Here is a 22,654-nt window from a genome sequence, read left to right as displayed (position 1 = left end):
GGGACATCATCGGTGAGTGCGCACGAACCACCGGGGCGGCGGTGCGGCCGGCGCCGGACGACCGGGTAGGGTCTGACGCCGTGCCCGGCAATCCTCGCCCCCGTACCGTCACCGGCATTCGGCTCGGCGACCTCGCCGCCCGGCTGGAAGCCTCGTCACCGGCCGACGCCACCGAGGTGCTGGTGACCGGCGTCACCCACGCCAGCCAGGAGGTCCGGCCCGGTGACCTCTACGCGGCGCTGCCGGGCGCCCGCCGCCACGGCGCGGAGTTCGCGGCCGGCGCGGCCGCGGCCGGCGCCGTGGCCGCCCTGACCGACCCGGCCGGCGCGCCCGCGGTGGCCGCGGCGGGCCTTCCGGCGATCGTGGTGGCCGACCCCCGCGCGGTGCTCGGCACGCTGGCCTCCGCCGTCTACGGCGACCCGACGGCCGGGCTCACGGTGATCGGCGTGACCGGCACCGCCGGCAAGACCTCCACCGCCTACCTGGTCGAGTCGGGGCTGCGCGCCGCCGGGCACACCACCGGGCTGATCGGCACCGTGGAGACCCGCCTCGGCGACCTGGTGATCGACAGCGTCCGGACCACTCCCGAGGCGACCGACCTGCACGCCATGCTGGCCGCCGCGCGCGAGCGCGGCGTCACCGCGGTGGTCATGGAGGTGTCCAGCCACGCGCTGGCCATGGGCCGGGTGGGCGGGGTGCGGTTCACCGTCGGCGGCTACACCAACTTCGGCTCCGACCACCTCGACTTCCACGCCGACACGGCCGACTACTTCGCGGCGAAGGCCCAGCTGTTCGACGGGCGCTGCGAGGTGGAGGTGCTCAACCACGACGACCCGGCGCTGCGGCCGTTGTTCAAGCCGGCCACGGTCAGCTACTCGGCGGCCGGCGACCCGGCCGCCACCTGGTGGGCCGACGGGGTCGGTGGCGAGGGGTACGCGCAGCGGTTCACCGTGCACGGCCCGGAGGGGCTCATCCTGCCGGGGAGCGTGGCGCTGCCCGGCCGGCACAACGTGGCCAACGCGCTGCTCGCGATCGCCGCGCTCGTGGCGGTCGGGGTGGAGCCGGGCACGGCGATCGCCGGGGTGGCCGCCTGCGGCGGCGTGCCGGGCCGGCTGGAACTCGTCACCCCCGCGGACGCCCCGGTGCGCGGCGTGGTCGACTACGCCCACAAGCCGGACGCGATCGTGGCCGTGCTGGCCGCGCTGCGCGAGCTGAGCGCCGGGCGGCTGATCTGTGTGATCGGGGCCGGCGGCGACCGGGACCGCGGCAAGCGGCCGGTGATGGGCGCCGCCGCCGCGGAGGGGGCCGACGTGGTGCTGGTGACCGACGACAATCCGCGTACGGAGGAGCCGGCCGCGATCCGGGCCGAGGTGCTCGCCGGTGCGCGGCAGGCCGGCACGCCGGCCCGGATCGAGGAGGTCGACGGCCGGCGGGCGGCCATCGCCGAGGCGGTGCGGCTCGCCGAGCCGGGCGACGTCATCGCGCTGCTCGGCAAGGGCCACGAGCGCGGCCAGGAGGTCGCCGGCGAGGTGCTTCCGTTCGACGACCACACCGAGCTGGCCGACGCCCTGCGCGCCCGCTTCGGCGACCTGGCGGGTCGCCGGTGATCCCCCTGACGCTGGCCGAGGTGGCCGCCGCGGTCGACGGGCGGCTGGTCGGGGCGGACCCGCAGGCCCGGGTCACCGGTCCCGTCGAGTTCGACTCGCGCAAGGTGGCCGCCGGCGGGCTGTTCGTCGCCTTCCCCGGCGAGAAGGTGGACGGGCACGACTACGCGGCCGGGGCCGTCGAGGCCGGTGCCGTGGCGGTGCTCGGCACCCGCGAGGTGCCCGGGGTGCCCATGGTGCTGGTGGCCGACGCGCGCGACGCCATGGGTCGGCTGGCCCGCGCCGTCGTGGACCGGCTGCCCGACCTCACCGTGATCGGGCTGACCGGCTCGTCCGGCAAGACCACCACGAAGGACCTCATCGCCCAGCTCACCGTCCGGCTCGGCGCCACGGTCGCGCCGCCCGGGTCGTTCAACAACGAGCTCGGGCACCCGTACACGGCGTTGAAGGCCGGGCCGGAGACGCGGTACCTGGTGATGGAGAAGGGCGCCCGCGGGATCGGCCACGTGCGCTACCTGTGCGAGCTGGTGCCGCCCCGCATCTCCGTGGTGCTCAACGTCGGGACGTCGCACATCGGCGAGTTCGGCTCGCGGGAGAACATCGCCCTCGCCAAGGGCGAGCTGGTCGAGGCGCTGCCGGCCGACGGCCTGGCGGTGCTCAACGCCGACGACGCGCTGGTGGACGCCATGGCGTCGCGCACCGTCGCCCGGGTGGTCCGCTACGGCGAGGCGCCCGCCGCCGACGTACGGGCCGAGGACGTCACGCTGGACGACCGGGGGCGTGCCTCGTACACCCTCGTGACGCCGGAGGGGCGCGCGCCGGTGCGGCTGGGCCTGACCGGCCGCCACCAGGTCTCCAACACCCTCGCCGCGGCGGCGGTGGCCCGCGAGCTGGGCATGCCGCTGACCGAGCTGGCGCAGGCCCTGGGCGAGCTGGGGCTGGTGTCGACGCGCCGGATGGACGTCTTCGACCGGCCCGACGGGGTGACCGTCATCGACGACTCGTACAACGCGAACCCGGCCTCGATGTCGGCGGCGCTGAAGGCGCTGGCGAGCCTCGGCCGGGGGCGGCGTACCGTCGCGGTGCTGGGCTACATGGCGGAACTGGGCCCGTACGAGCGCGACGGGCACGCCGAGGTCGGCCGGCTCGCGGCCGAGCTGGGCATCGACCGGCTGCTCGTGGTGGGCGAGCCGGCCGCGCCGATCCACGAGGGCGCGACAGCGGTAGGCAATTGGGGAGGAGAATCGGTGGTAGTCACCGATCAGGCGGCGGCCGTCGAGGTGCTGCGTGACGAGCTACGGCCGGGCGACGTGGTCCTGGTCAAGGGCTCGCGGTACCGCACCTGGGACGTGGTGGACGCGCTGCGCGCGGACGCGGCCGCCGGGAACGCGGGGCCCGGGACGGCGACCGGGGGTGGCGCCGCGTGAGGGCGGTCATCGTCGCCGTCGGGGTGGCCTTCCTCATCTCGCTGTTCTGCACCCCGATCGCGATCAAGGTCTTCACGCGTCTGAAGGCCGGCCAGCCGATCCGGGCCGAGGGCCCCGCCATGCACCAGGGCAAGAAGGGCACGCCGACGATGGGCGGCGTGGTCTTCATCCTGGCCACGGTCATCGCGTACGTGGCCGGCCACCTGGCCCTCACCACGCTGCCGGACGCGCAGATCGCCCAGGTCGAGCCGACCATCACGGCGCTGGTGCTGCTGGGGCTCATGGTGTTCTCCGGGGCGGTCGGCTTCATCGACGACTTCCTCAAGGTGCGCAAGCGCAACAGCGCGGGGCTCAACAAGCGCGGCAAGCTGCTCGGCCAGATCCTCGTCGGCGCCATCTTCGGCGTGGTGGCGCTCTACTTCCCGAGCAGCATGACCGACGCCGCGGGCGCGGCGACCAACACGGAGACCGTGGGCAGCACCACGCTGAGCTTCATCCGGGACATCCCGGCGCTCGACCTCACCAAGATCGGCGCGGTCATCCTCATCATCGTCGTGGTGATGGCGACGACCAACGGCGTGAACCTCACCGACGGCCTCGACGGCCTGGCCACCGGCGCCTCGGTGATGGTCCTCGCGGCGTACGCGCTCATCGCGTTCTGGCAGTACCGGCACTGGTGCGCCGACCCGAGCTACACCCAGGCGTACTGCTACACCGTCCGCGACCCGCTGGAGATCGCCCTGATCGCCGGGGCGGCGGCCGGCGCCTGCGTCGGCTTCCTCTGGTGGAACACGTCGCCGGCGCGGATCTTCATGGGCGACACGGGGGCGCTGGGCCTCGGTGGGCTCATCGCCGGCATGGCGATGTCGACCCGGACGCTCCTGCTGCTGCCGATCATCGGCGGCCTGTTCGTGATCATCACGATGTCGGTCGTGATCCAGATCATCTCGTTCCGCACCACGGGCAAGCGCGTCTTCCGGATGTCGCCGCTCCAGCACCACTTCGAGCTCGCGGGCTGGAGCGAGGTCAACATCGTGGTCCGCTTCTGGATCATCGCCGGCATCGGTGTGGCCATCGCGCTCGGCCTGTTCTACAGCGAGTTCCTCGCGAACGTGACCTGACCCGTCCTCCCGCCCGGTCGGCGGGAGGCGGGCCGACACGCCGAGAGAGCGGTTGCGGGGGCCGGCGGCCGTTCCACCCGCGATGATGTCCCGGTGGGGGAGGGACGAGGAACCGACGGCAGCACGGAAACCAGGTCCCGGCGGGGGCCGGGCGGCGGGCGTACCACCGAGGCGGCGACGCCGCGGGGCCCGGACGAGCCGCCCGCCCCGCCGCCGGGCGCGCTGCGCGGCCTGGACGCCGCGGGCGGGCTGGCCGCGTTGCGCGGCCTGCTGGACCGCCCGCTGGCCTCCTACTACCTGCTGATCTCCTCGGCCGGCCTGCTGCTGGTGATCGGCCTCACCATGGTCTTCTCGGCGACCAGCGTGCGGGACTTCGCCGAGGACGGCGACGCCACGGCGTCGCTGGCCAAGCAGGCCGTGTTCGCGGTGATCGGTGTGATCGCGTTCTGGGCGTGCCAGCGGCTGCCCGCCACGACGTACCGTTCACTGGGCCGGCCGCTGCTGCTCGTCGCGGTCGGGCTCCTGTTCGTGCTCAACGTGCTGGTCGCCTGGGCCCGGCTGGCCGGCCGGGACTCGGCCCGGATCGGCCCCCTCGAGGCGAACCTGAACTGGCTCTACCTCGGCGGCATCCAGTTGCAGCCCGCCGAGCTGGCCAAGTTCGCGTTGGTGCTCTGGGGCGCGCACGTGCTCGCGCGCAAGGGCGCGGCGCTGGGCTGGTGGCGGGAACTGGCCACGCCGCTCTTCCCGGTGGTCGGCCTGCTCTTCGTGCTGGTCGGCTTCAACGACCTGGGCACCATGATCTGCCTGCTGGCGCTGCTCATCGGCCTGCTCTGGGCGGCCGGGGTGCGGCTGCGGGTCTTCGGCGTCCTCTCGCTGGCCGGCCTGGTCGGGATCGGGCTGCTGGTCGCCGTCGCCTCGCTCGGCGCCGGGTCCGGCGACAAGGACGCGGAGAACTACCGCCTGGCCCGGCTCACGAACTTCCTCAACCCGCCGCCGCCCGACCAGTGCGGGGATCCCTGCTGGCAGATCTACCAGGGGCGGCTCGCCATCGAGCACGGCGGCTGGTTCGGAGTCGGGCTCGGCAAGGGCAGCCTCAAGTGGAACTGGCTGCCGGAGGCGCACAACGACTTCATCTTCGCCATCGTGGCCGAGGAGCTGGGCGTTGTCGGCTGCGTCGTGGTGCTCAGCCTCTTCGCCGTGCTCGCCTACACCGGGCTGCGGATCGCCCGCCGGGTCGACGACCCGTTCCGCCGGCTCGCCGCCGCCGCGGTGACCACCTGGCTGGTCGGCCAGGCCGTGATCAACGTCGGCGGCGTGGTCGGCCTGCTGCCACTGACCGGCGTTCCGCTGCCGTTCATCTCCGACGGCGGAAGCGCCCTGGTCGTCATGCTCGCCGCGGTCGGCATGCTCGCCTCCTTCGCCCGGGCCGAACCCGATGCGGCCAGAGCGCTGCATGCCCGTCCGCCAGCCCGGTGGGTCCGACTACTCTGGGCCCCGTTGCCGCCGCTTCCCGGACGGCGCCGGACGGCGCCGCCCCCGGCTGCCCGAGGGACCGTGCCCCGGGCACGGCAGCGGCGGGAGGACGACAAGGCCGCACCCCGCGGCGCCCGGCAGGCCCGGGCGCGCAGCGGGACGGCGAGCGAGAGGAGACGCTGATGGGTCCGCTGCGTTCGGTGGTGCTCGCGGGAGGTGGCACCGGGGGGCACGTCTACCCGCTGCTCGCCTTCGCCGACTGCCTGCGCCGACACGACCCCGGCGTCCGCATCACCTGCCTGGGCACACCCCGGGGGATGGAGAACGAGCTGATCCCGCCGCAGGGCTACGACCTGCGGACGATCCCCGCCTACCAGCTGCCCCGCTCGATCAACATGAACCTGGTCCGCACGCCGGGCCGGATGTGGACCGCGGCCCGCGCCGCGGGCAAGGTGATCGACGAGGTGCAGGCCGACGTGGTGATCGGCTTCGGCGGGTACGTCTCCGTGCCGGCCTACCTCGCCGCCTGGCGCCGCGAGCTGCCCATGGTGATCCACGAGGTGAACGTGCCGCCGGGCGTCGCGAACCGGCTCGGCATGAAGTTCACCAAGAACGTCGCGGTCGGCTTCCCGCACCAGCCGGCGCAGGCCGAGTCGCTGCGCGACGCCACGGTGGTCGGTGTGCCGCTGCGCCGCAGCATCGCCGGGCTCGACCGGGCCGCGCTGCGCGACACCGCCCGGGCGCACTTCGGGCTCCGCCCGGACCTGCCGGTGCTCTTCGTCGCCGGCGGCTCGTCGGGCGCCCGCTCGATCAACCTCGCCGTCGCCGGCGCCGCGAAGGAGCTGGCCCGCAACGGCGTGCAGGTGCTGCACGTGATGGGCGCCCGCAACGAGCCGGTGCCGGTCCCCACCGACCTGCCGGTCCCGTACGTGACCCTGCCCTACCTGTCGGAGATGGAGCTGGGCTACGCCGCCGCGGACCTCATGCTCGCCCGGGGTGGGGCGATGACCGTGGCCGAGGTTTCCGCGATCGGCCTGCCCACCGTCTTCGTGCCGTACCCGCACAGCAACCAGGAGCAGAAGCGCAACGCGCTGCCCGTGGTGGAGGCCGGCGGTGGGCTGCTCGTCGACGACGCCGAAATGACCCCGGCGTGGCTGGAGCGTACGGTCATCCCGCTCGTCCGCGACCCGCAGCGGCTCGCCGCCATGGGTACGGCCGCGGCGGCGTACGGGCGGCGCGACGGCGACGTGGCGCTGCTGAACTTCGTCTACGAGGCGGTGGCCCGATGACCGCGCAGTTCACCCCGGCCGGCACGCTCACGGCCGAGGATCTCGGCACCATCCACCTCATCGGTGTGGGCGGCGTCGGGATGAGCGGGCTGGCCCGGCTCTTCCTGACCCGCGGCATCCCGGTGTCCGGCAGCGAGCTGCGCGAGTGGCCGTCCCTCGCCGGGCTGCGGGCGCTGGGCGGCACCATCCACATGAGCCACGAGACGGCCAACCTCGACGGCGTGGACACCGTCGTCTACTCCTCGGCCATTCCGCAGGACCACCTGGAACTGGTCGAGGCGCGGCGGCGTGGCCTGCGGGTGCTGCACCGCTCGGAGGCGCTCGCCGCCGCGATGACCGGCCGGCGGGCGGTGGCGGTGGCCGGGACGCACGGCAAGACCACGACCACCTCCATGGTGACCATGGTGCTGCAGCGGGCCGGCACCGATCCGTCGTTCGTGATCGGCGGGGAGATCTCCGAGGTCGGCTCGGGCGCCCACCACGGCACCGGCGAGTACTTCGTGGTGGAGGCCGACGAGAGCGACCGCTCCTTCCTGATCTACCGGCCGTACGTCTCGATCATCACGAACGTCGAGGCCGACCACCTCAACACCTACGGCGACTACGCGACCCTGGAGGCGGCGTTCGTCGAGTTCGCGCGCCTCACCGACCCCGAGGGGTTCATCATCACCTGCGCGGACGACCCGGGCGGGCGGCGGCTGGCCGAGACGCTGCGCGCCGAGGGCCGGCGGGTGCACAAGTACGGCGAGGCGGCCGACGCCGACCTGCGCCTCCGTGACATCGCCTCGTCGGCGCAGGGCGTGCGCTACCTCGCCGAGATCGACGGCCGGTCGCTGGGCGAGTTCCGCCTGCCGGTCCCGGGGCGGCACATGGGGCTCAACAGCGCCTCGGCCGTGCTGGCCGCGTACCTGCTGGAGCTGCCGCTGCCGGCGGCGGAGGCCGCGCTGGCCGCGTTCCCCGGCGTGCGCCGGCGCTTCGAGCGCAAGGGCGTGGCCGACGGCGTGCTGGTGTACGACGAGTACGCCTACCACCCGACGTCCATGACACTGGCCCTGCAGACGCTGCGCGAGGTGGCCGGGGACGGCCGGCTCGTCGTCGTCTTCCAGCCCTACCGGCTCTACCGGACGCGGGACCTGCAGGCGGAGATCGCCGAGGCGCTCGCGATCGCGGACGAGCTGGTGCTGCTCGAGGTCTTCGGGCCGGGCGAGCTGCGCCAGCCCGGCGAGGGTTCGGTGGCGCTCGTCGAGGCGGTGCCGCTGCCCGCCGAGCACAAGGTGTTCGTCGACTCCTGGGACGCGGCGCCCGTGGAGGTGGCCCGCCGGGCCCGCCCCGGCGACGTGGTGGTGACCATGGGCGCGCCGCCCATCTCGCTGATGGGCGACCAGCTGCTGGACGCCCTGCTGGCCCGGGCGGAGGGCGGATCACCGGCCGGCACGTCGGCGCCCGAGGGCACCGTGGCCGTCGGGGGCACGGTGTCCGGTGGCGCGGCGACCGGCGGCGAGGCCGTGGCCCCGGACGGCTCGGCGCCCGCGGCCGGATGAGCCCGGGGCCCGCCCGCGGGCGGACCAGGGGCGCGGAGGCCGCCGGCCGGCGCGGGCCGGTCGTCCGCCGGTGGCAGTTGGTGCGGGCCGGCAGCGACGCGGTGCCCCCGTCGACCCGGCGTTTCATGCGGCGGGCCCGGCAACGCCGGATGCGGGCCGCGCTGCCCTGGGCGGTCGCGGCGGGGATCCTCGCGCTCGCCGGTTTGGTGGCCTGGACGGTGCTCGGCACCGGTCTGTTCGGGGTCCGCGAGGTCCGGGTGGAGGGCGCCCGGCTGGTCACCCCGGTGCAGGTGCGCGACGCGGCCGGGGTCCCGGACGGGATCCCGCTGGCCAAGGTGGACCTGGCGGCCACGGCCCGCCGCGTCGGCGCGCTCGCGCCGGTCGAGAGCGCGACGGTCAGCCGGGACTGGCCGGGCGCGCTGGTCGTGCGGGTGGTCGAACGCAAGCCGCTGGCGGTCGTCCCGCAGGCGGAGGCGTTCGCGGTGATCGACCGTACGGGGACGGTGTTCCAGACGCTGGACGCGCGCCCGGGCGACCTGCCGCTGATCCGGGTCGCCCGCCCTGGCGCGGACGATCCCGGCACACGGGCCGCCGTGGACGTGCTGGGCGTGCTCACCCCGGAGCTGCGCGCCGCGCTCCTCGACGTGACCGTGGAGAGCCTGGCCCTGATCAAGGTCCGGTTGGGCGGCGGCCGCACGGTCGTCTGGGGGGACGCGTCCCGGGGCGCCGACAAGGCGCGGGTCGCGACGGCGCTGCTCGCCCAGCGGGCGAAGACGATCGACGTGAGCGCCCCGGACGTGGTCACGTTCCGCTGACGCCACCCGCGGAAAGGGGGCGACGGACGTGAGCCGTCCCGCTCCGGGGGGCGACACGCCGGGTGGGTCCTTGGCTCCTGGGGCGGGGACGCTTACGTTGCCCCGAAGAGGATCAGTGGTTGACATAACTGTAAGCCTCTAGTAGAGGGTGAGGGTTCATCCCTGATCCTCGTGGGGACTGCCGACGTCGACCGCTGACCTGGCCAAGCCGTGTGGGGCCGGCCCATGCCAATCTCGAGGGGGAAAGGACCTTCAGATGACACCTCCGCACAACTACCTGGCGGTCATCAAGGTCGTCGGCATCGGTGGCGGCGGCGTGAACGCCGTCAACCGCATGATCGAGGTTGGGCTCAAGGGCGTCGAGTTCATCGCGATCAACACCGATGCGCAGGCGCTGCTGATGAGCGACGCCGACGTCAAGCTCGACGTCGGCCGCGAGCTGACCCGCGGGCTCGGCGCCGGCGCCAACCCGGACGTCGGCAAGAACGCCGCCGAGGACCACCGCGACGAGATCGAGGAGGTGCTCAAGGGCGCCGACATGGTCTTCGTGACCTGCGGCGAGGGGGGCGGCACCGGCACCGGCGGCGCGCCCGTCGTGGCGAACATCGCCCGCAAGCTCGGCGCGCTCACCATCGGTGTGGTGACCCGGCCGTTCTCGTTCGAGGGCAAGCGCCGCCAGGTGCAGGCCGAGGCCGGGATCGACGAGCTGCGCAACCAGTGCGACACGCTGATCGTGATCCCGAACGACCGGCTGCTGGCACTGGGCGACCGCAACATCAGCATGATGGACGCGTTCCGCACCGCCGACCAGGTGCTCCTCTCCGGTGTGCAGGGCATCACCGACCTGATCACCACGCCGGGTCTGATCAACCTGGACTTCGCCGACGTGAAGAGCGTCATGAGCGGCGCGGGCAGCGCGCTCATGGGCATCGGTAGCGCCCGTGGTGAGAACCGCGCCGTGGAGGCGGCCGAGGCGGCCATCTCCAGCCCGCTGCTGGAGCAGAGCATGGACGGCGCCCGGGGGGTGCTGCTCTCCATCGCCGGCGGCTCCGACCTCGGTCTGTTCGAGATCAACGACGCGGCGCAGCTGGTCACCGACGCGGCCCACCCGGACGCGAACATCATCTTCGGCGCGGTCATCGACGACGCTCTCGGCGACGAGGTGCGGGTGACGGTCATCGCGGCGGGCTTCGACGGCGGCGCGCCGGCCTACAAGGCGGCCGAGCCGGCGCGGAAGACCAACCAGAACCAGCCGGCGCCGCAGAGCCCGCCGGTTGCGCCACCGCCGGCCATGCCGGCGCCGCAGCAGTCGCCGCGGCGGGTGCTCTTCGACGACGTCGACGTTCCCGACTTCCTCAAGAACGGGTCCTGAGTTCCGCCGATGACCGACAGCTCGACCACGGTACGGCCGGATCGCCGCGCCGAACTCGCGGCCGGCCTCGCGCGCGTCCGCGCCCGGATCGCCGACGCGTGCGCGGCGGCCGGGCGCGACCGCGCCGAGGTCACGATGATCGCGGTGACCAAGACGTACCCGGCCTCGGACGTGGTGGCGCTGGCCGACCTCGGGGTGACGGACGTGGGGGAGAACCGCGACCAGGAGGCGGCCGGCAAGGCCGACGAGGTGGCGGCGGCCGGTGTGACGCCGCGCTGGCACTTCATCGGCCGCCTGCAGCGCAACAAGGCCCGATCGGTGGTCCGGTACGCCGACGTCGTGCAGTCGGTGGACAGCGTCCGGCTGGCCCGGGCGCTGGACGCCGCGGCGACCGGGCGGGACGGGCCGCTTCCCGCGCTGGTCCAGGTGAGCATCGACGGCGACCCGGCCCGTGGCGGGGCACTGCCCGACTCGGCCGATCCGGACGCCGGGCTGGGGCCGGTGGCCGAGGCGGTGGCGACGGCGCCCGGCCTCCGGCTGGCCGGGCTGATGGCGGTCGCGCCGCTGGGGTGGGAGCCGGAGCGGGCCTTTGCGCGGCTGGCCGAGGTGTACGAGAGTTTCCGTTCGGTCCACCCGGGAGCGGTCGCGCTCTCGGCCGGAATGAGCGGTGACCTGGAAATCGCGATCCGATACGGCGCGACACATGTCCGCGTTGGCAGCGCGTTGCTCGGAATGCGCCCCACGCTGCGGTAGCCTGACCGCGAAAGAAGCAAATTACATCGGTGTTGTTTTCAGGGGCGGCGTCCCGTTGTCGGGGGTCGTGACACGCGACGCGAATCGCGTGTCAGTGGATTGCCGCTCCGGTCCGGTGGGCAGGGAAAGGTCCACTCGCGACAGGCGACACGGCACGGGGGCGTGTGCCGCACGGCGGATGGAAGGGCGCGGGATGGGTGCACTGCGCAAGGCGGGGGTCTGGCTCGGTCTGGTCGAAGAGGACGACGAGCGGGCCTACGAGGACGGTGGCTACGACAAGGGTGGCTACCGCGACTCGCGCTACCGGCAGAGCCGGTACGCCGAGGAGTTCGCCGACGACGACGAGGACGACGCCGAGGAGCCTCCGGCGCCGCGTCCGCGGCTGGGCGAGCGCGGCCGGCTGAGCGAGCGGACGAGCGGCCGCGCGCCGGAGACCGACCGGGCCGAGCCCGAGCGCCCGGAGCGGTCCGAGCGCTCCAGCGTCCGGTCGATCACCCGGTCCACGGGCGAGACCTCCGGTGCGCTGACCTACCACACGCGGGACAACCTGGCGCTGGCGCCGCAGGCGACCCCGCGGGAGCGGGCGGTCGTGGCCGACGAGGAGCAGCGCTACCAGATCACGACGCTGCACCCGACCACGTACCGCGAGGCGCGCACCATCGGCGAGCACTTCCGCGACGGCGTCCCCGTGATCATCAACCTCACCGAGATGGACGAGGCGGACGCCCGCCGTCTGGTGGACTTCGCCGCCGGGCTGGCCTTCGGGCTGCGCGGTACGATCGAGCGCGTGACCAATCGGGTGTTCCTGCTCTCACCGGCCAACGTCCAGGTCACCGCGGAGGACAAGGCCAAGATCGCTGAGGGCGGATTTTTCAGTCTGAGTTGACCCCCGCCCGAGCCGAGGGACGTCGCCTGTCGTGTTGTCGATCCTGCTTCAGGTCCTGTACCTGATCCTGTATGTCTTCCTGCTCCTTCTCCTGTCCCGGTTTGTCCTGAGCGCCGTCCTCCAGTACGGCCGGCGCTGGCAACCGGGACGTGGCGCATCGGCGGGACTGGAATCCGTGTGGAGCGTCACTGATCCCCCTCTCAGCGCGTTGAGGCGTGTGATCCCTCCGCTGCGGATTGGTACCGTGAGCATCGACCTGGCCTCCCTTGTGCTCCTGGTTATCCTGTTCGTGCTGATGGAGTTCGTGTTAGAGCCGTCGATCGTCAGGACCGCCTGATGACCGACGCGCTATCGCGGCCGCAACTGACCCGAGGAGTTTCGATGCCGCTGACCCCGGCCGACGTCCACAACGTCGCCTTCAAAAAGCCGCCGATCGGCAAGCGGGGGTATGACGAGGAGGAGGTCGACGCCTTCCTGGACGAGGTCGAGCGCGAGCTCGCCCGTCTCATCGAGGAGAACAACGAGCTGCGCGCCCAGGTGGAGCGCGGCGGCCGTGGCGGCGCCCCCGCCGGCCCCGGCGGTGATGCCCGCCTCGCGGCGGAGCTCAACGACGTCAAGGCCCAGCTCGACCGGATCCAGCGCGACAAGGCAGCGGCCGAGCAGGCCGCCCGCGCCATGCAGGCCGAGCTGGAGCAGGTCCGCGCCGCCGGTGGCGCCGCGGCCGCGGCGGCCGTCGGCGACGGCGAGCAGCAGGCCCTGCGGGTGCTCATGATGGCCCAGCGGACGGCCGACGACCACGTCTCGGACGCCCGCCGTGAGGCCGACCAGCTTCTGTCCGAGGCCCGGTCCAAGGCCGAGGAGGTCACCCGCGAGGCGCGGGCGAAGGCCGACGCGCTGGAGCGGGACGCCCGCCAGCGGCACCAGGAGGCCATGGGCGGCCTGGACGCCAAGCGCACCGCGCTGCAGAAGCACATCGAGGAGCTCAAGCAGTTCGAGCGGGAGTACCGCACCCGCCTCAAGGCGTACCTGGAGAGTCAGCTGCGCGACCTCGACGGTCGCGGCCAGGGCCTGGAGGCCGAGATGACCCGCTCGGAGGGCGGCCGGGTCGCGGGCGGCAACGGGCTGGCCACCGCCGGTCTCGCCAGCTCCTACGGTGGCGGTCGCTCCGGCGCTCTCGAGGCCGGTCGCTGATTCCCGGTCGGCGGCCGTCGGATCGTGACGGTCGCCGACCGAGCCTGGACCGCACGACGCGGCGGGGGTGAGCCGTGATAGTCGCAAATCTCCTGCTCATCCTCGTCGCACTGGTCCTCCTGGTGCTCGGTCTGGCCAGTGGCTCCAGCGAGATGCTGATCATTTCGATCGCGGCCAGTCTGCTGGCCGCCGTCGCGTTGGTGGTGGGTGCCCGCCAGGCGGCCGCCAACCGGGCGACGACGGGTCCGGGTCGGTCCGGTCGGTGGGAGCCGGTGACCACCCCGGCGCCCGGCACGACGCCGACGGCCGACGCGACCACGATGGCCGGGATGGCCGCGCCGGACGGCGCGTACGGCCCGCCGCTGGTCGAGCCGGAGATCCCGATCCAGCACGTTCCTCCGACGGTCGGTACCGGTGGCGGGTGGCGGCAACCGCCCGCCCCGCCGGCCGACGGCGAGCCGTCCCCGTGGGGCACCGCGGGGACGTACGACGACGAGCCGGGCGCCGAGGCGGTGACCCCGGCCGAGGCGCTGGCCGTCGCCAAACTGCCGGACGAGGTGCGGGTGGTCGACGGCCGGCCCCGCTACCACCTTGCCGACTGCGCGCATCTCGTGGGGCGGGCTCACGAGTCGCTGCCGGTGGCCGAGGCCGCCGCGCTGGGCTTCACCCCGTGCGCGCACTGCGCGCCGGCGACCGCGCTGCTCGCCGACGCCCGGCCGAGCTGAGCGGAGGTCCGGTGCCCACCGACGACACGCTGACCGTGGCGGTCCGGGTGAAGCCGGGCGCCGCCCGGTCCCGGGTCGGCGGCCGGTTCGACGGTCCCCACGGGCCCGCCCTCGTCATCGCCGTGAACGCCCCGGCCGTCGACGGGCGGGCCACCGAGGCGGCTCGCCGGGCTCTCGCCGGCGCGTTGGGCGTCCGGCCGGCCGCCGTGTCGCTGCGCACCGGGGCCGCCAGCCGGGACAAGCTCTTCCTCGTCGAGCGGCCCGCCCCCGAACTGCCCGCGGTGCTGCGCCGGCTGCGCGACGGATCCGCCGAGTGAGGAACGCCCGGGTCAGGCAACCGTGACACCGGGGCTGGACTCCGCGCTGCTCGTGGGCGCGGCCGTGTTGCTGGTGGCGGTCGGGGCCGTCCGGCTGTCCAGCCGTCTCGGCGTGCCGAGCCTCCTGTTCTACCTGGCGCTCGGCGTGGCCATCGGCGAGGCCGGACTGGGCATTCGCTTCGACGACGCCGACCTCACCCGTACGCTCGGCTTCTGCGCGCTCATCGTGATCATCGCCGAGGGCGGGCTGACCGCGCGCTGGAGCACGCTGCGCCCGGTGCTCGGGCTCTCCGCCGCGCTCTCCACCGTGGGCGTGGTGGTCAGCATCGTGGTGGTCGGCGTGGCCGTCCACTTCCTGCTGGGGCTGGACTGGCGGCTCGCGCTGCTCTACGGCGCGGTGCTCTCCTCGACCGACGCCGCCGCGGTCTTCGCCACGCTGCGCCGGCTGCGGCTGCCGCCCCGGCTGGTGGCGACCCTCGAGGCCGAGTCCGGCATGAACGACGCGCCCGTCGTGCTGCTCGTGGTGCTGCTGTCCCGGGAGGGCGTCGACCACCCGTGGTGGTACGAGGTCGGCGTCGTCGGGTACGAACTGGCCGTCGGCGCGGCGGTCGGCGTCGCCGCCGGGCTGGCCGGCCGGTGGACGCTGCGCCGCGGCGCGCTGCCCTCGGCGGGGCTGTACCCCATCGGGGTTGTGGGGTTCACCGTGCTGGCGTACGGGGCCGGCGCGGTGCTGCACGCCTCGGGCTTCCTCGCCGTCTACGTGGCCGGGGTGTTGCTCGGCAACTCCCGGCTGCCGCACCGGCAGGCGATCCTCGGCTTCGCCGACGGGCTCGCCTGGTTGGCCCAGATCGGCCTCTTCGTGCTGCTCGGGCTGCTGGTGTCGCCGGCGCGGCTGGACGCGGCGGTGCTCCCCGCGATCGTGACCGGGCTGGCCCTCGTCCTCGTGGCCCGGCCGCTGTCCGTGGCCGTGTCCGCGCTCCCGTTCCGGGTCGCACCGCGCGAGCAGGCGTTCCTGTCCTGGGCGGGGCTGCGGGGCGCCGTGCCGATCGTGCTGGCCACGATCCCGTTGTCGGAGCACGTATCCGGGGCCGAACGGCTCTTCGACGCGGTCTTCGTGCTGGTGGTGATCTTCACGCTGCTCCAGACCACGACGCTCGCGCCGGTGGCCCGTCGACTCGGGGTGACCGCGCCGGCCGAGGCGGCGGAGATCCACGTCGAGACGGCGCCGTTGGAGCGGATGCGGGCCGACCTGCTGCAACTCGAGGTGCCGCCGGGCTCGCGGTTGGCCGGGGTGCACGTCGACGAGCTGCGCCTGCCGCTGGGCGCGTCCGTGACCCTCGTGCTGCGCGACGGGGCGGGGTTCGTACCCGGGCCGGACACCCGGCTGAAGACCGGCGACAGCCTGCTCATCGTCGCCATCGGCGGGGTGCGCGACGAGGCGGAACGCCGGCTGCGCGCCGTCAGCCGGCGGGGTCGGCTGGCCCGGTGGTTTGGCGAGTACGGCGATGATCGGGACGGTTGATCTGCTAGCGTTCCTTTTGCCCCGGTTAGGTGGGGCTTGGGGCTGAATAGCGGTGCGTCGGTGCGGCACGTTGTCGGACGCCTGTACGTTCCGTATTCTTGCCAACCTCTGGAGTGCGCGGCGGTGGTCGCCGCGCGCCCCTTTTCGTACGTGGGGGGACGCCCGGGTCGGCGCCCCCTGTCCAGGCGCCGCGGATCACCGCGGTTCCGCGGCCGAGGGAGCGACGATGGCGAAGCCAGCCGACACCAGGACCGCCGGCCGCAAGGCGGCGGCGAAGCCCACCCGCAGCGCGGCGGAGACCGAGAAGATCCGGGCGGCCCTGGCGGCGCGGCGCGACGAGCTCCGCGCCGAGTACGATCAGACGCTGAGCGAGATCACCGAGCTGCAGCGCGACCGGCTGACCGACTCGGCCGGGGACGACCAGGCCGACACCGGCACGAAGACGTTCGAGCGGGAGCAGGAGATCTCCCTCGCCAACAGCATTCTGGAACGGATCACGCAGGTCGAGCGGGCACTCGAACGGCTCGACGAGGGCGGCTACGGCTGGTGCGAGCGGTGCGGCAACCCGATCCCGGTGGAGCGGATCGCCGCCTTCCCGTCGGCCACCCTCTGCGTGACCTGCAAGCAGCTGGAGGAGCGGCGCTGACGTCGCTTCCCGGCGCCGACGGAGACGGTGGCTGATCACCGTCGAGAGTGTCGATGGGGAGCAGATGAGCGCAGCACCGTCCGCCGGGTCCGGCAGCGCCGAGCCGAGGGGCCCGCGGCCCCGGCCCGCAGCCGTCGCGATCCTCGCCGGCACCGCGCTGGTCGCCCTGCTCCTCGACCTGCTCACCAAGCACCTGGCGCTGGTCAACCTGACCGACCGCGAGCCGGTGCGGCTGCTGGGCGGCCTCATCTATCTCAACCTCGTCCGCAACAGCGGGGCCGCCTGGAGCATCGGCTCCGACCACACGTGGGTGTTCCCGCTCATCACCATCGCGGTCATCGGCTGGATCGGCTGGATGGCGGTGCGGCTGCGGTCGACCCCGTGGGCGATCTCGCTGGGCCTGGTGCTCGGCGGGGCGCTCGGCAACCTCATGGACCGCATCTTCCGGGCTCCGGGGCACTTCGTCGGCCACGTGGTCGACATGATCAGCGTCTTCGGCCCGTTCGGCGAGTACTTCCCGGTCTTCAACCTGGCCGACAGCTCGCTGGTCTGCGGTGTGGTGCTCGCCGTGCTGCTGGAGCTCACCGGCCGCCAGCGCGACGGCGGGCGGGTCGGCCGTGACGGCCGACCCGCGCAGGACCCGGCCGTGACCGGCGCCGAGCAGCGGGAGCGCGCATGACCTCCGCGTTCGCCGCGGGCGGCGACCAGCGTTCGCTGCCCGTGCCCGACGGCCTCGACGGCATGCGGCTGGACCAGGCGGTGTCCCGTCTCTTCGGGCTGTCCCGCACCGCCGCCGCGGCCCTGGTCGACGCCGGTGACGCGCTGGTCGACGGCGCGGTGCGGCCCAACTCCCACAAGGTGAAGGCCGGCTCCTGGCTGGAGGTCACCCTGCCCGCGCCGGCCGCGCCGCCGACCGTGGTGCCGCAGGCGGTGCCCGGCCTGCGGGTGATCTACGCCGACGACGACATCGTGGTGGTGGACAAGCCCGTGGGCGTCGCCGCGCACCCCAGTCCGGGGTGGACGGGCCCGACGGTGATCGGCGCGCTGGCGGCGATCGGCCACCGCATCTCCACGAGCGGCGCGGCCGAGCGGCAGGGCGTGGTGCACCGCCTCGACGTGGGCACCACCGGGATCATGGTGGTGGCCAAGAGCGAGCAGGCGTACACCGCGCTGAAGCGGGCGTTCAAGTACCGCGAGGTGGAGAAGCGCTACCACGCCGTGGTGCAGGGCCACCTGGACCCGCTGCGCGGCACCATCGACGCCCCGATCGACCGGCACCCCACGCACGACTACCGCTGGGCGGTGGTCTCCGGGGGCAAGCCGAGCATCACCCACTACGACACCCTCGAGGCGTTCCCGGCGGCCAGCCTCGTCGACGTCCGGCTGGAGACCGGCCGAACCCACCAGATCCGGGTGCACTTCTCGACGCTGCGCCACCCGTGTGTGGGCGACCTCACGTACGGGGCGGACCCGACGCTGGCCGCCCGGCTCGGCCTGGAACGGCAGTGGCTGCACGCCCGCGAGTTGAGCTTCGTGCACCCCCGAACGGGGGACGAGGTCCGCTTCGTCAGCGACTACCCTGACGACCTGGAACGGGCGCTCGGGATCCTCCGCGACTGACGCGGCAACCCGCCCGGACACCGACCGACGAGGGGACCCGCCCGTGCGCGCCGGCGATCTGCTGCGCCAGCTCGACCACCGGCTGCTGCCGCCCCTGACGCGGGCGGTGGCGCGTCTCGGGCAGGCCCCGGCCCGCTCCGGCGTGCTCACCGGGGCCGCGCTGGTGTCGGCCGCGGCGGTGCTGCTCACCGCGGTCTGGGTGACCGACGACCGGCCCGTCGGGGATCCGACGGTCGGCGAGGTGACCCGGGTGGGGGTCGTCGACGGTGATTCGGTTCCGGGCTACCTGCGCGCCGCGGCCGCCGACCTCGCCGCGCTGCGGGAGGCCACGGCGGACGGCACCTACGCCCTGGTCTCGCTCGACAGCTACCTGCCGCCGCAGCGTCTGGCCCCGGTGCTCGGGGACGTGTCGGTCTCCGCCGTGTTCGGGCGGGTGCCGCTGCCCGGCCGGCAGACCGAGATCGTCCGGATCCCGGCGCTGCGCGTGCCCGACGACGTGGCCGCCGGGATGACGGCCCTGGCCGCCCGGAAGGACCGGGAGGTCGCCGACTACCGGGCCCGCGCCGCCGCGAGCGGCGACGTCGAGCTGCGCCAGGTGTACGCGAGCGGCGCCGAGGTCGCCGCCGCGGAGGCGGCGGCCTACCGGGCCGGCTGCGCCTGCGTCTACGCCGCCGTGGTGCGCGCGCAGCCGTCCGCGTTGCGGGCCGTCGCCGGCCGCCGGGCCGTCCGTGCGGTCGACCCCGCGCCGGAGGTGCAGCGGCTGGAGCGGACGGTGTTCACCCCGCCGCTGCCCGAGCAGCGCGACGTGGTCCGGCCGCCGGCCGACGCGGCGCTGCCCGCGCCGGCACCGTCGGGTGGGGCGCACCCGCCCGCCACGTCGCCGGGGACGGGCGGGACACTCCCGGCGCGACCCACCCCGACGGTGGGTGAATCGTCGGAACCCGCGCCAATCGTGACGGATTCGTCACCCCCGCCGACGCCGTCGACGGCGCCCCCGTCGCCGCCGGCGGCCGTCACCACCTCGCCGGACGCCCCGGTTGACGCCCCGACGGCGTCGGCCGCGTCCTGGACCGGCGGGCGGGTTGTGCGCGGGTCGGTGTGGTCCGAATAGTGTTTCCTTCGTAGCCTGTCAGGCGGAGATCGATCGCGCTGGGGAGGCGAGCCGTGGAGGGCAGCGAGACCGGCTGGGGCCGGGCGGCCGAACCGGCGCCGCGGTGGCGGGCGCTGCTCGACCGTGCCCGCCACGCCGGCCGGGGCGCCGAGCAGCCCGAGCCCGACCGGCGGGTCGAGGAGCCACTTCCGCCGCCGCGGCCGTTGGCTCCGCCCGAGCCGCTGCCTCCGCCGGAGCCGCTGCCGCGGCGCTCGGCGAGCAACGGTTACGCCGGCCGGGCGTCCGCCGTTCACCAGCCGGGCGAGCCGGCGTACGGCGCCGAGCCCGGTTACCGGGCCGGGGCCACGTACCGGGTCGACCCGGCCTACCGGGCCGAGCCGGCGTACCGCCCGGAGCCGGGTTACCCGAGCGGGCCGGAGCCGGGTTACCCGAGCGGGCCGGAGCCGGGATACCCCAGCGGGCCGGAGCCGGGATATCCGGTCCGACCGGAGTCGGGATATCCGGGCGAGCCCGCGTACCGGGTGCCCGAGCAGCGGCGCCCCGAGCCGCCGGAGTCGCGGTACGCGCTGCTGGAGAACGGCTACCGGCACGAGCCGCCAGCGGGCGAGTCCCGCTACGCCCTGCTGGAGACCGACTACCGGTCCGCGACGGGTTACGCCGCTCCGCCGGTCCCGGCGGTCGCTCCGCCGCCCACGCCCGCCCTGCCACCGCCCGTCCCCGCGCCGCCGGCACCGGCCGCGCCGCCCGCGGTCGCCGACCGCGGGTACCCGGCCCGGGCCGGGTGGCGTCCACCCGCGCCCGACCCGGAGGTGGAGCGCGCCAAGGCGGTGCTGCGCGGCGAGCTGGGCACCCCGCGGGTGCTCGCCTTCGCCAACCCCAAGGGTGGCGTGCACAAGACGACGGCCACGGTGCTCGCCGCGGCCACCGTCGGCAGCGTCCGCGGGCGGGGCGTCCTGGCCTGGGACGACAACGAGTTGCGCGGCACGCTCGGGCTGCGCGCGGGAAGCGCCCGGCACGCCCGGACCATCCGGCACCTGATCAGCGAGTTGGCCCAGATCGAGATCCTCGACGGCGACGCCCTGCACGAGCGTCTCGACGACTTCCTCCGGCACGCGTCCGACGGCTCGTACGACGTGCTGGCCGGCGAGGAGAGCCCCCGGTTCGCGCAGCGGCTCGACCAGTTCACCGTCCGGCGGGTGCTGGAGCTGCTGCGCCGCACCCACGAGGTGGTCTGTGTGGACACCGGCAACAACGTGGAGAGCCCCAACTGGCGCACCGTGATGCAGGCCGCCGACCAGCTCGTGGTCACCACCGTTCCCCGCGAGGACGCGGCGTTCAGCGCCGACTGGATGCTCGACCTGCTGCACGAGGTCGGCATGGGCGAGCTGGCCGAGAACGCCGTCACGCTGATCTCCTGCCCGACGCCCGGGCGGTCGGCGTTGCAGGCCGACCTGGAGCGGCACTTCGCGAGCCGCACCCGTGCCGTGGCCGTGGTGCCGTACGACCCGGCGCTGGAGACCGGGTCGTCGATCGAGTACCACCAGCTCCAGCCGGAGACGCGGGACGCCTGGCTGCGCGCCGCCGCGGTGATGCTGGAGCCCTTCGCCCGGTGAGGGGGGTGTGACCCCACCGGCACCCGCGCCCGTACGCCCGCCTGAGAGGATCATCGGGTGAGCCCGGACACCCCCGACGCCGACCGACCCGCCGCCCGTCCCGGCGAACCCGCCCGTCCCGCGCCTCCGGCGGCCGCCCCGGCCGACCCGGAGCCGGACGCCCCCACCCCGGGGACGCCTGCGGCGGGGACGCCTCCGGCGGCCGGCCCGCCCCCGGCGGTCAACGGCCCGGCGGTCACCGGCCCGGCGGTCACCGGCCCGGCGGTGCCGGGAGGCGGGCTCGCGGACCCGCGGCTCGGCCCGACCACGGCGCCGCCGGCCGCCGGAGTCGACGCCGCGGCGATGGGCGCCGCGCCGGCACCGGGCTCGCGGGGGCGGGCCTGGGCCGGAGCCGTCGGCTCCGGTGTGGCGCTCGCGGTGCTGGGCGTACCGCTCGGTCTGCTCTGGGCGGCGGTCGCGCCGGACACCCCCGTGATCAAGACCCCGGACGGGGCGGTCTACGGTCTGCCGCAGCCGGAGCAGCCGATCGCGGCGGACGGCTGGTTCAGCCTGCTCGGCCTCGGCTTCGGTGTGCTCGCCGGCCTCGCGCTCTGGTTCGTGCTGCGCCGACAGCGCGGGCCGGTGGGGCTGGCCAGCGCGGTGCTCGGCGCCTTCGCGGCGGCCGTCGTGGCGTGGCAGGTGGGGCGGCGGATCGGCCTCGGGACGTTCGACCGGCTGCTGGCCACCGCCCCGGACGGGCAGGCGTTCACCAAGCCGGCCGACCTGCGCGCCGGGGGGATCGACTGGTTCCTCGGCGCGCTGCCCGTGCCGCACGGCGACCTGCTGCTCCCCGCGTTCGGCGCCGCCGTCGCGTACACGCTGCTGGCCGGCTGGTCCCGGTGGCCGTCGCTGCGCCCGGAGCCGGCGCCCGACGCCGGTCTCAGTTGGGCGTCGGTGGCGACGCCAGCTCCGACAGCGGCACCGGAACCGCCCGCACCTGGCGCAGGAGAGCCGCCTCGCGGTTGAGCAACCGCAGCTCGGCGCGGAGCCGGCCCGCCGTGTCGTCGACGGCCAGCAGCCGCTGCCGGTCGTCGACGGTGAGCGCCGCCGTCGCGGCGACCAGGTGGGACAGCACGGTCGGATCCTCCGGCAGCTGCTCGGTGATCTCGTCCGGGTCGGGGCGGATCAGCTTGAGGTACTGCCGGAACACGGCGATCACCCGGGCGGCCAGCGCCTCGGCGGTCTCGTCCGGGCCGCCGGGCTCGGGCAGCCACTCCACCTCGGCCGTCAGGTAGGGGGCGGACCGGCGGTCCACGTCGGCGATCCGGAACCGGCGCCGGCCCACCGTGACGATGTCGAAGCCCCCGTCGGCCAACTCGGTGACCTGCCGCAGCTCGGCCGTGCAGCCCACCTCGTGCAGGGTGACGTCCCCGCCGCCCGGGAGCGGACGGCCTCCGGGGTCGGTCGGGGTGACCTCCCAGCCCGCCTGGATGGCCACCACGCCGAACTCGCGTGGGGCACCCTCGGGCAGCCCGACGAGGTGCCGGACCAGGGCGCGGTAGCGCTCCTCGAATATGTGCAGCGGCAGCACCAGGCCGGGAAAGAGCACCGTTCCGAGCGGGAACACCGGCAACCGCGCAGTCACGCCG

At 74.6% G+C, this 22,654-nt stretch carries 22 protein-coding genes; 21 read left to right on the top strand and 1 reads right to left on the bottom strand.

What is annotated here, in order from left to right; translation table 11 throughout:
• The first annotated feature begins 41 nt into the window (after positions 1–41).
• The 21 genes from ACSNOA_RS24020 (at position 42) to ACSNOA_RS23920 (ending at position 22,031) form a co-directional block, all read left to right on the top strand.
• Positions 42–1,607: a UDP-N-acetylmuramoyl-L-alanyl-D-glutamate--2,6-diaminopimelate ligase gene (locus ACSNOA_RS24020; protein WP_436661610.1), complete on the top strand. Its 1,566-nt coding sequence runs from the start codon at positions 42–44 to the stop codon at positions 1,605–1,607.
• Complete coding sequence (locus ACSNOA_RS24015) at positions 1,604–3,031, top strand: UDP-N-acetylmuramoyl-tripeptide--D-alanyl-D-alanine ligase (RefSeq protein WP_436661608.1); 1,428 nt, start codon at positions 1,604–1,606, stop codon at positions 3,029–3,031. Before ACSNOA_RS24020 ends, ACSNOA_RS24015 begins: the two co-directional genes overlap by 4 nt.
• Complete coding sequence (mraY, locus tag ACSNOA_RS24010; protein ID WP_436661606.1) at positions 3,028–4,152, top strand: phospho-N-acetylmuramoyl-pentapeptide-transferase; 1,125 nt, start codon at positions 3,028–3,030, stop codon at positions 4,150–4,152. The genes ACSNOA_RS24015 and mraY overlap by 4 nt, the downstream gene beginning before the upstream one ends.
• 249 nt (positions 4,153–4,401) lie before the next feature.
• Positions 4,402–5,808: an FtsW/RodA/SpoVE family cell cycle protein gene (locus ACSNOA_RS24005; protein WP_436662429.1), complete on the top strand. Its 1,407-nt coding sequence runs from the start codon at positions 4,402–4,404 to the stop codon at positions 5,806–5,808.
• Positions 5,808–6,914, top strand: a complete 1,107-nt coding sequence (gene murG, locus ACSNOA_RS24000) for an undecaprenyldiphospho-muramoylpentapeptide beta-N-acetylglucosaminyltransferase (protein WP_436661605.1) — start codon at positions 5,808–5,810, stop codon at positions 6,912–6,914. The genes ACSNOA_RS24005 and murG overlap by 1 nt, the downstream gene beginning before the upstream one ends.
• Positions 6,911–8,455: a UDP-N-acetylmuramate--L-alanine ligase gene (murC, locus tag ACSNOA_RS23995; RefSeq protein ID WP_436661603.1), complete on the top strand. Its 1,545-nt coding sequence runs from the start codon at positions 6,911–6,913 to the stop codon at positions 8,453–8,455. The genes murG and murC overlap by 4 nt, the downstream gene beginning before the upstream one ends.
• A complete protein-coding gene (locus tag ACSNOA_RS23990; protein ID WP_436661601.1) occupies positions 8,452–9,270 on the top strand; it encodes a cell division protein FtsQ/DivIB in 819 nt (272 codons plus the stop codon). Before murC ends, ACSNOA_RS23990 begins: the two co-directional genes overlap by 4 nt.
• Positions 9,271–9,526: 256 nt before the next feature.
• Positions 9,527–10,642, top strand: a complete 1,116-nt coding sequence (gene ftsZ, locus ACSNOA_RS23985; RefSeq protein ID WP_436661599.1) for a cell division protein FtsZ — start codon at positions 9,527–9,529, stop codon at positions 10,640–10,642.
• A 9-nt stretch (positions 10,643–10,651) separates the two neighbouring features.
• The gene (locus ACSNOA_RS23980; RefSeq protein WP_436661597.1) at positions 10,652–11,395 is read left to right on the top strand and encodes a YggS family pyridoxal phosphate-dependent enzyme; all 744 of its coding nucleotides are present in this window, start codon (positions 10,652–10,654) and stop codon (positions 11,393–11,395) included.
• A 193-nt stretch (positions 11,396–11,588) separates the two neighbouring features.
• Positions 11,589–12,281, top strand: coding sequence for a cell division protein SepF (locus ACSNOA_RS23975; protein ID WP_436661596.1), 693 nt, complete (start codon positions 11,589–11,591; stop codon positions 12,279–12,281).
• Positions 12,282–12,312: 31 nt separating this feature from the next.
• Positions 12,313–12,618: a YggT family protein gene (locus ACSNOA_RS23970; RefSeq protein ID WP_436661595.1), complete on the top strand. Its 306-nt coding sequence runs from the start codon at positions 12,313–12,315 to the stop codon at positions 12,616–12,618.
• Between the two features lie 44 nt (positions 12,619–12,662).
• Positions 12,663–13,472: a DivIVA domain-containing protein gene (locus ACSNOA_RS23965; protein ID WP_436661594.1), complete on the top strand. Its 810-nt coding sequence runs from the start codon at positions 12,663–12,665 to the stop codon at positions 13,470–13,472.
• Between the two features lie 74 nt (positions 13,473–13,546).
• Positions 13,547–14,197: a hypothetical protein gene (locus ACSNOA_RS23960; RefSeq protein WP_436661593.1), complete on the top strand. Its 651-nt coding sequence runs from the start codon at positions 13,547–13,549 to the stop codon at positions 14,195–14,197.
• 11 nt (positions 14,198–14,208) lie between these two features.
• Positions 14,209–14,514 carry a DUF167 domain-containing protein gene (locus ACSNOA_RS23955; RefSeq protein ID WP_436661591.1) on the top strand — a complete coding sequence of 102 codons (306 nt, stop codon included), beginning with the start codon at positions 14,209–14,211 and terminating at the stop codon, positions 14,512–14,514.
• 22 nt (positions 14,515–14,536) lie between these two features.
• Positions 14,537–16,036 (top strand): potassium/proton antiporter, encoded by a 1,500-nt coding sequence (locus ACSNOA_RS23950; protein WP_436661589.1) that lies wholly within the window; start codon positions 14,537–14,539, stop codon positions 16,034–16,036.
• A gap of 226 nt (positions 16,037–16,262) precedes the next feature.
• On the top strand, positions 16,263–16,682 hold the full coding sequence (locus tag ACSNOA_RS23945; RefSeq protein WP_436661588.1) for a TraR/DksA family transcriptional regulator: 420 nt from the start codon (positions 16,263–16,265) through the stop codon (positions 16,680–16,682).
• A 64-nt stretch (positions 16,683–16,746) separates the two neighbouring features.
• Positions 16,747–17,361 carry a signal peptidase II gene (gene lspA, locus ACSNOA_RS23940; protein WP_436661586.1) on the top strand — a complete coding sequence of 205 codons (615 nt, stop codon included), beginning with the start codon at positions 16,747–16,749 and terminating at the stop codon, positions 17,359–17,361.
• Positions 17,358–18,302, top strand: a complete 945-nt coding sequence (locus tag ACSNOA_RS23935) for an RluA family pseudouridine synthase (RefSeq protein WP_436661584.1) — start codon at positions 17,358–17,360, stop codon at positions 18,300–18,302. The genes lspA and ACSNOA_RS23935 overlap by 4 nt, the downstream gene beginning before the upstream one ends.
• A gap of 43 nt (positions 18,303–18,345) precedes the next feature.
• Positions 18,346–19,413, top strand: coding sequence for a hypothetical protein (locus ACSNOA_RS23930; protein WP_436661582.1), 1,068 nt, complete (start codon positions 18,346–18,348; stop codon positions 19,411–19,413).
• A 32-nt stretch (positions 19,414–19,445) separates the two neighbouring features.
• A complete protein-coding gene (locus ACSNOA_RS23925; RefSeq protein ID WP_436662428.1) occupies positions 19,446–21,026 on the top strand; it encodes an ATPase in 1,581 nt (526 codons plus the stop codon).
• A gap of 57 nt (positions 21,027–21,083) precedes the next feature.
• A complete protein-coding gene (locus tag ACSNOA_RS23920; protein WP_436661580.1) occupies positions 21,084–22,031 on the top strand; it encodes a DUF2567 domain-containing protein in 948 nt (315 codons plus the stop codon).
• On the opposite strand, the gene ACSNOA_RS23915 is transcribed toward ACSNOA_RS23920, so the two are convergent.
• Positions 21,946–22,650 (bottom strand): LON peptidase substrate-binding domain-containing protein, encoded by a 705-nt coding sequence (locus ACSNOA_RS23915; protein WP_436661579.1) that lies wholly within the window; start codon positions 22,648–22,650, stop codon positions 21,946–21,948. The genes ACSNOA_RS23920 and ACSNOA_RS23915 overlap by 86 nt on opposite strands.
• Between the last annotated feature and the right edge of the window lie 4 nt (positions 22,651–22,654).

Source organism: Micromonospora sp. URMC 103 (genome assembly GCF_051386435.1).
Lineage (GTDB): Bacteria > Actinomycetota > Actinomycetes > Mycobacteriales > Micromonosporaceae > Micromonospora.
Note: the sequence above shows the minus strand (reverse complement) of the source record. Positions and strands in the feature narration are given on the sequence as shown.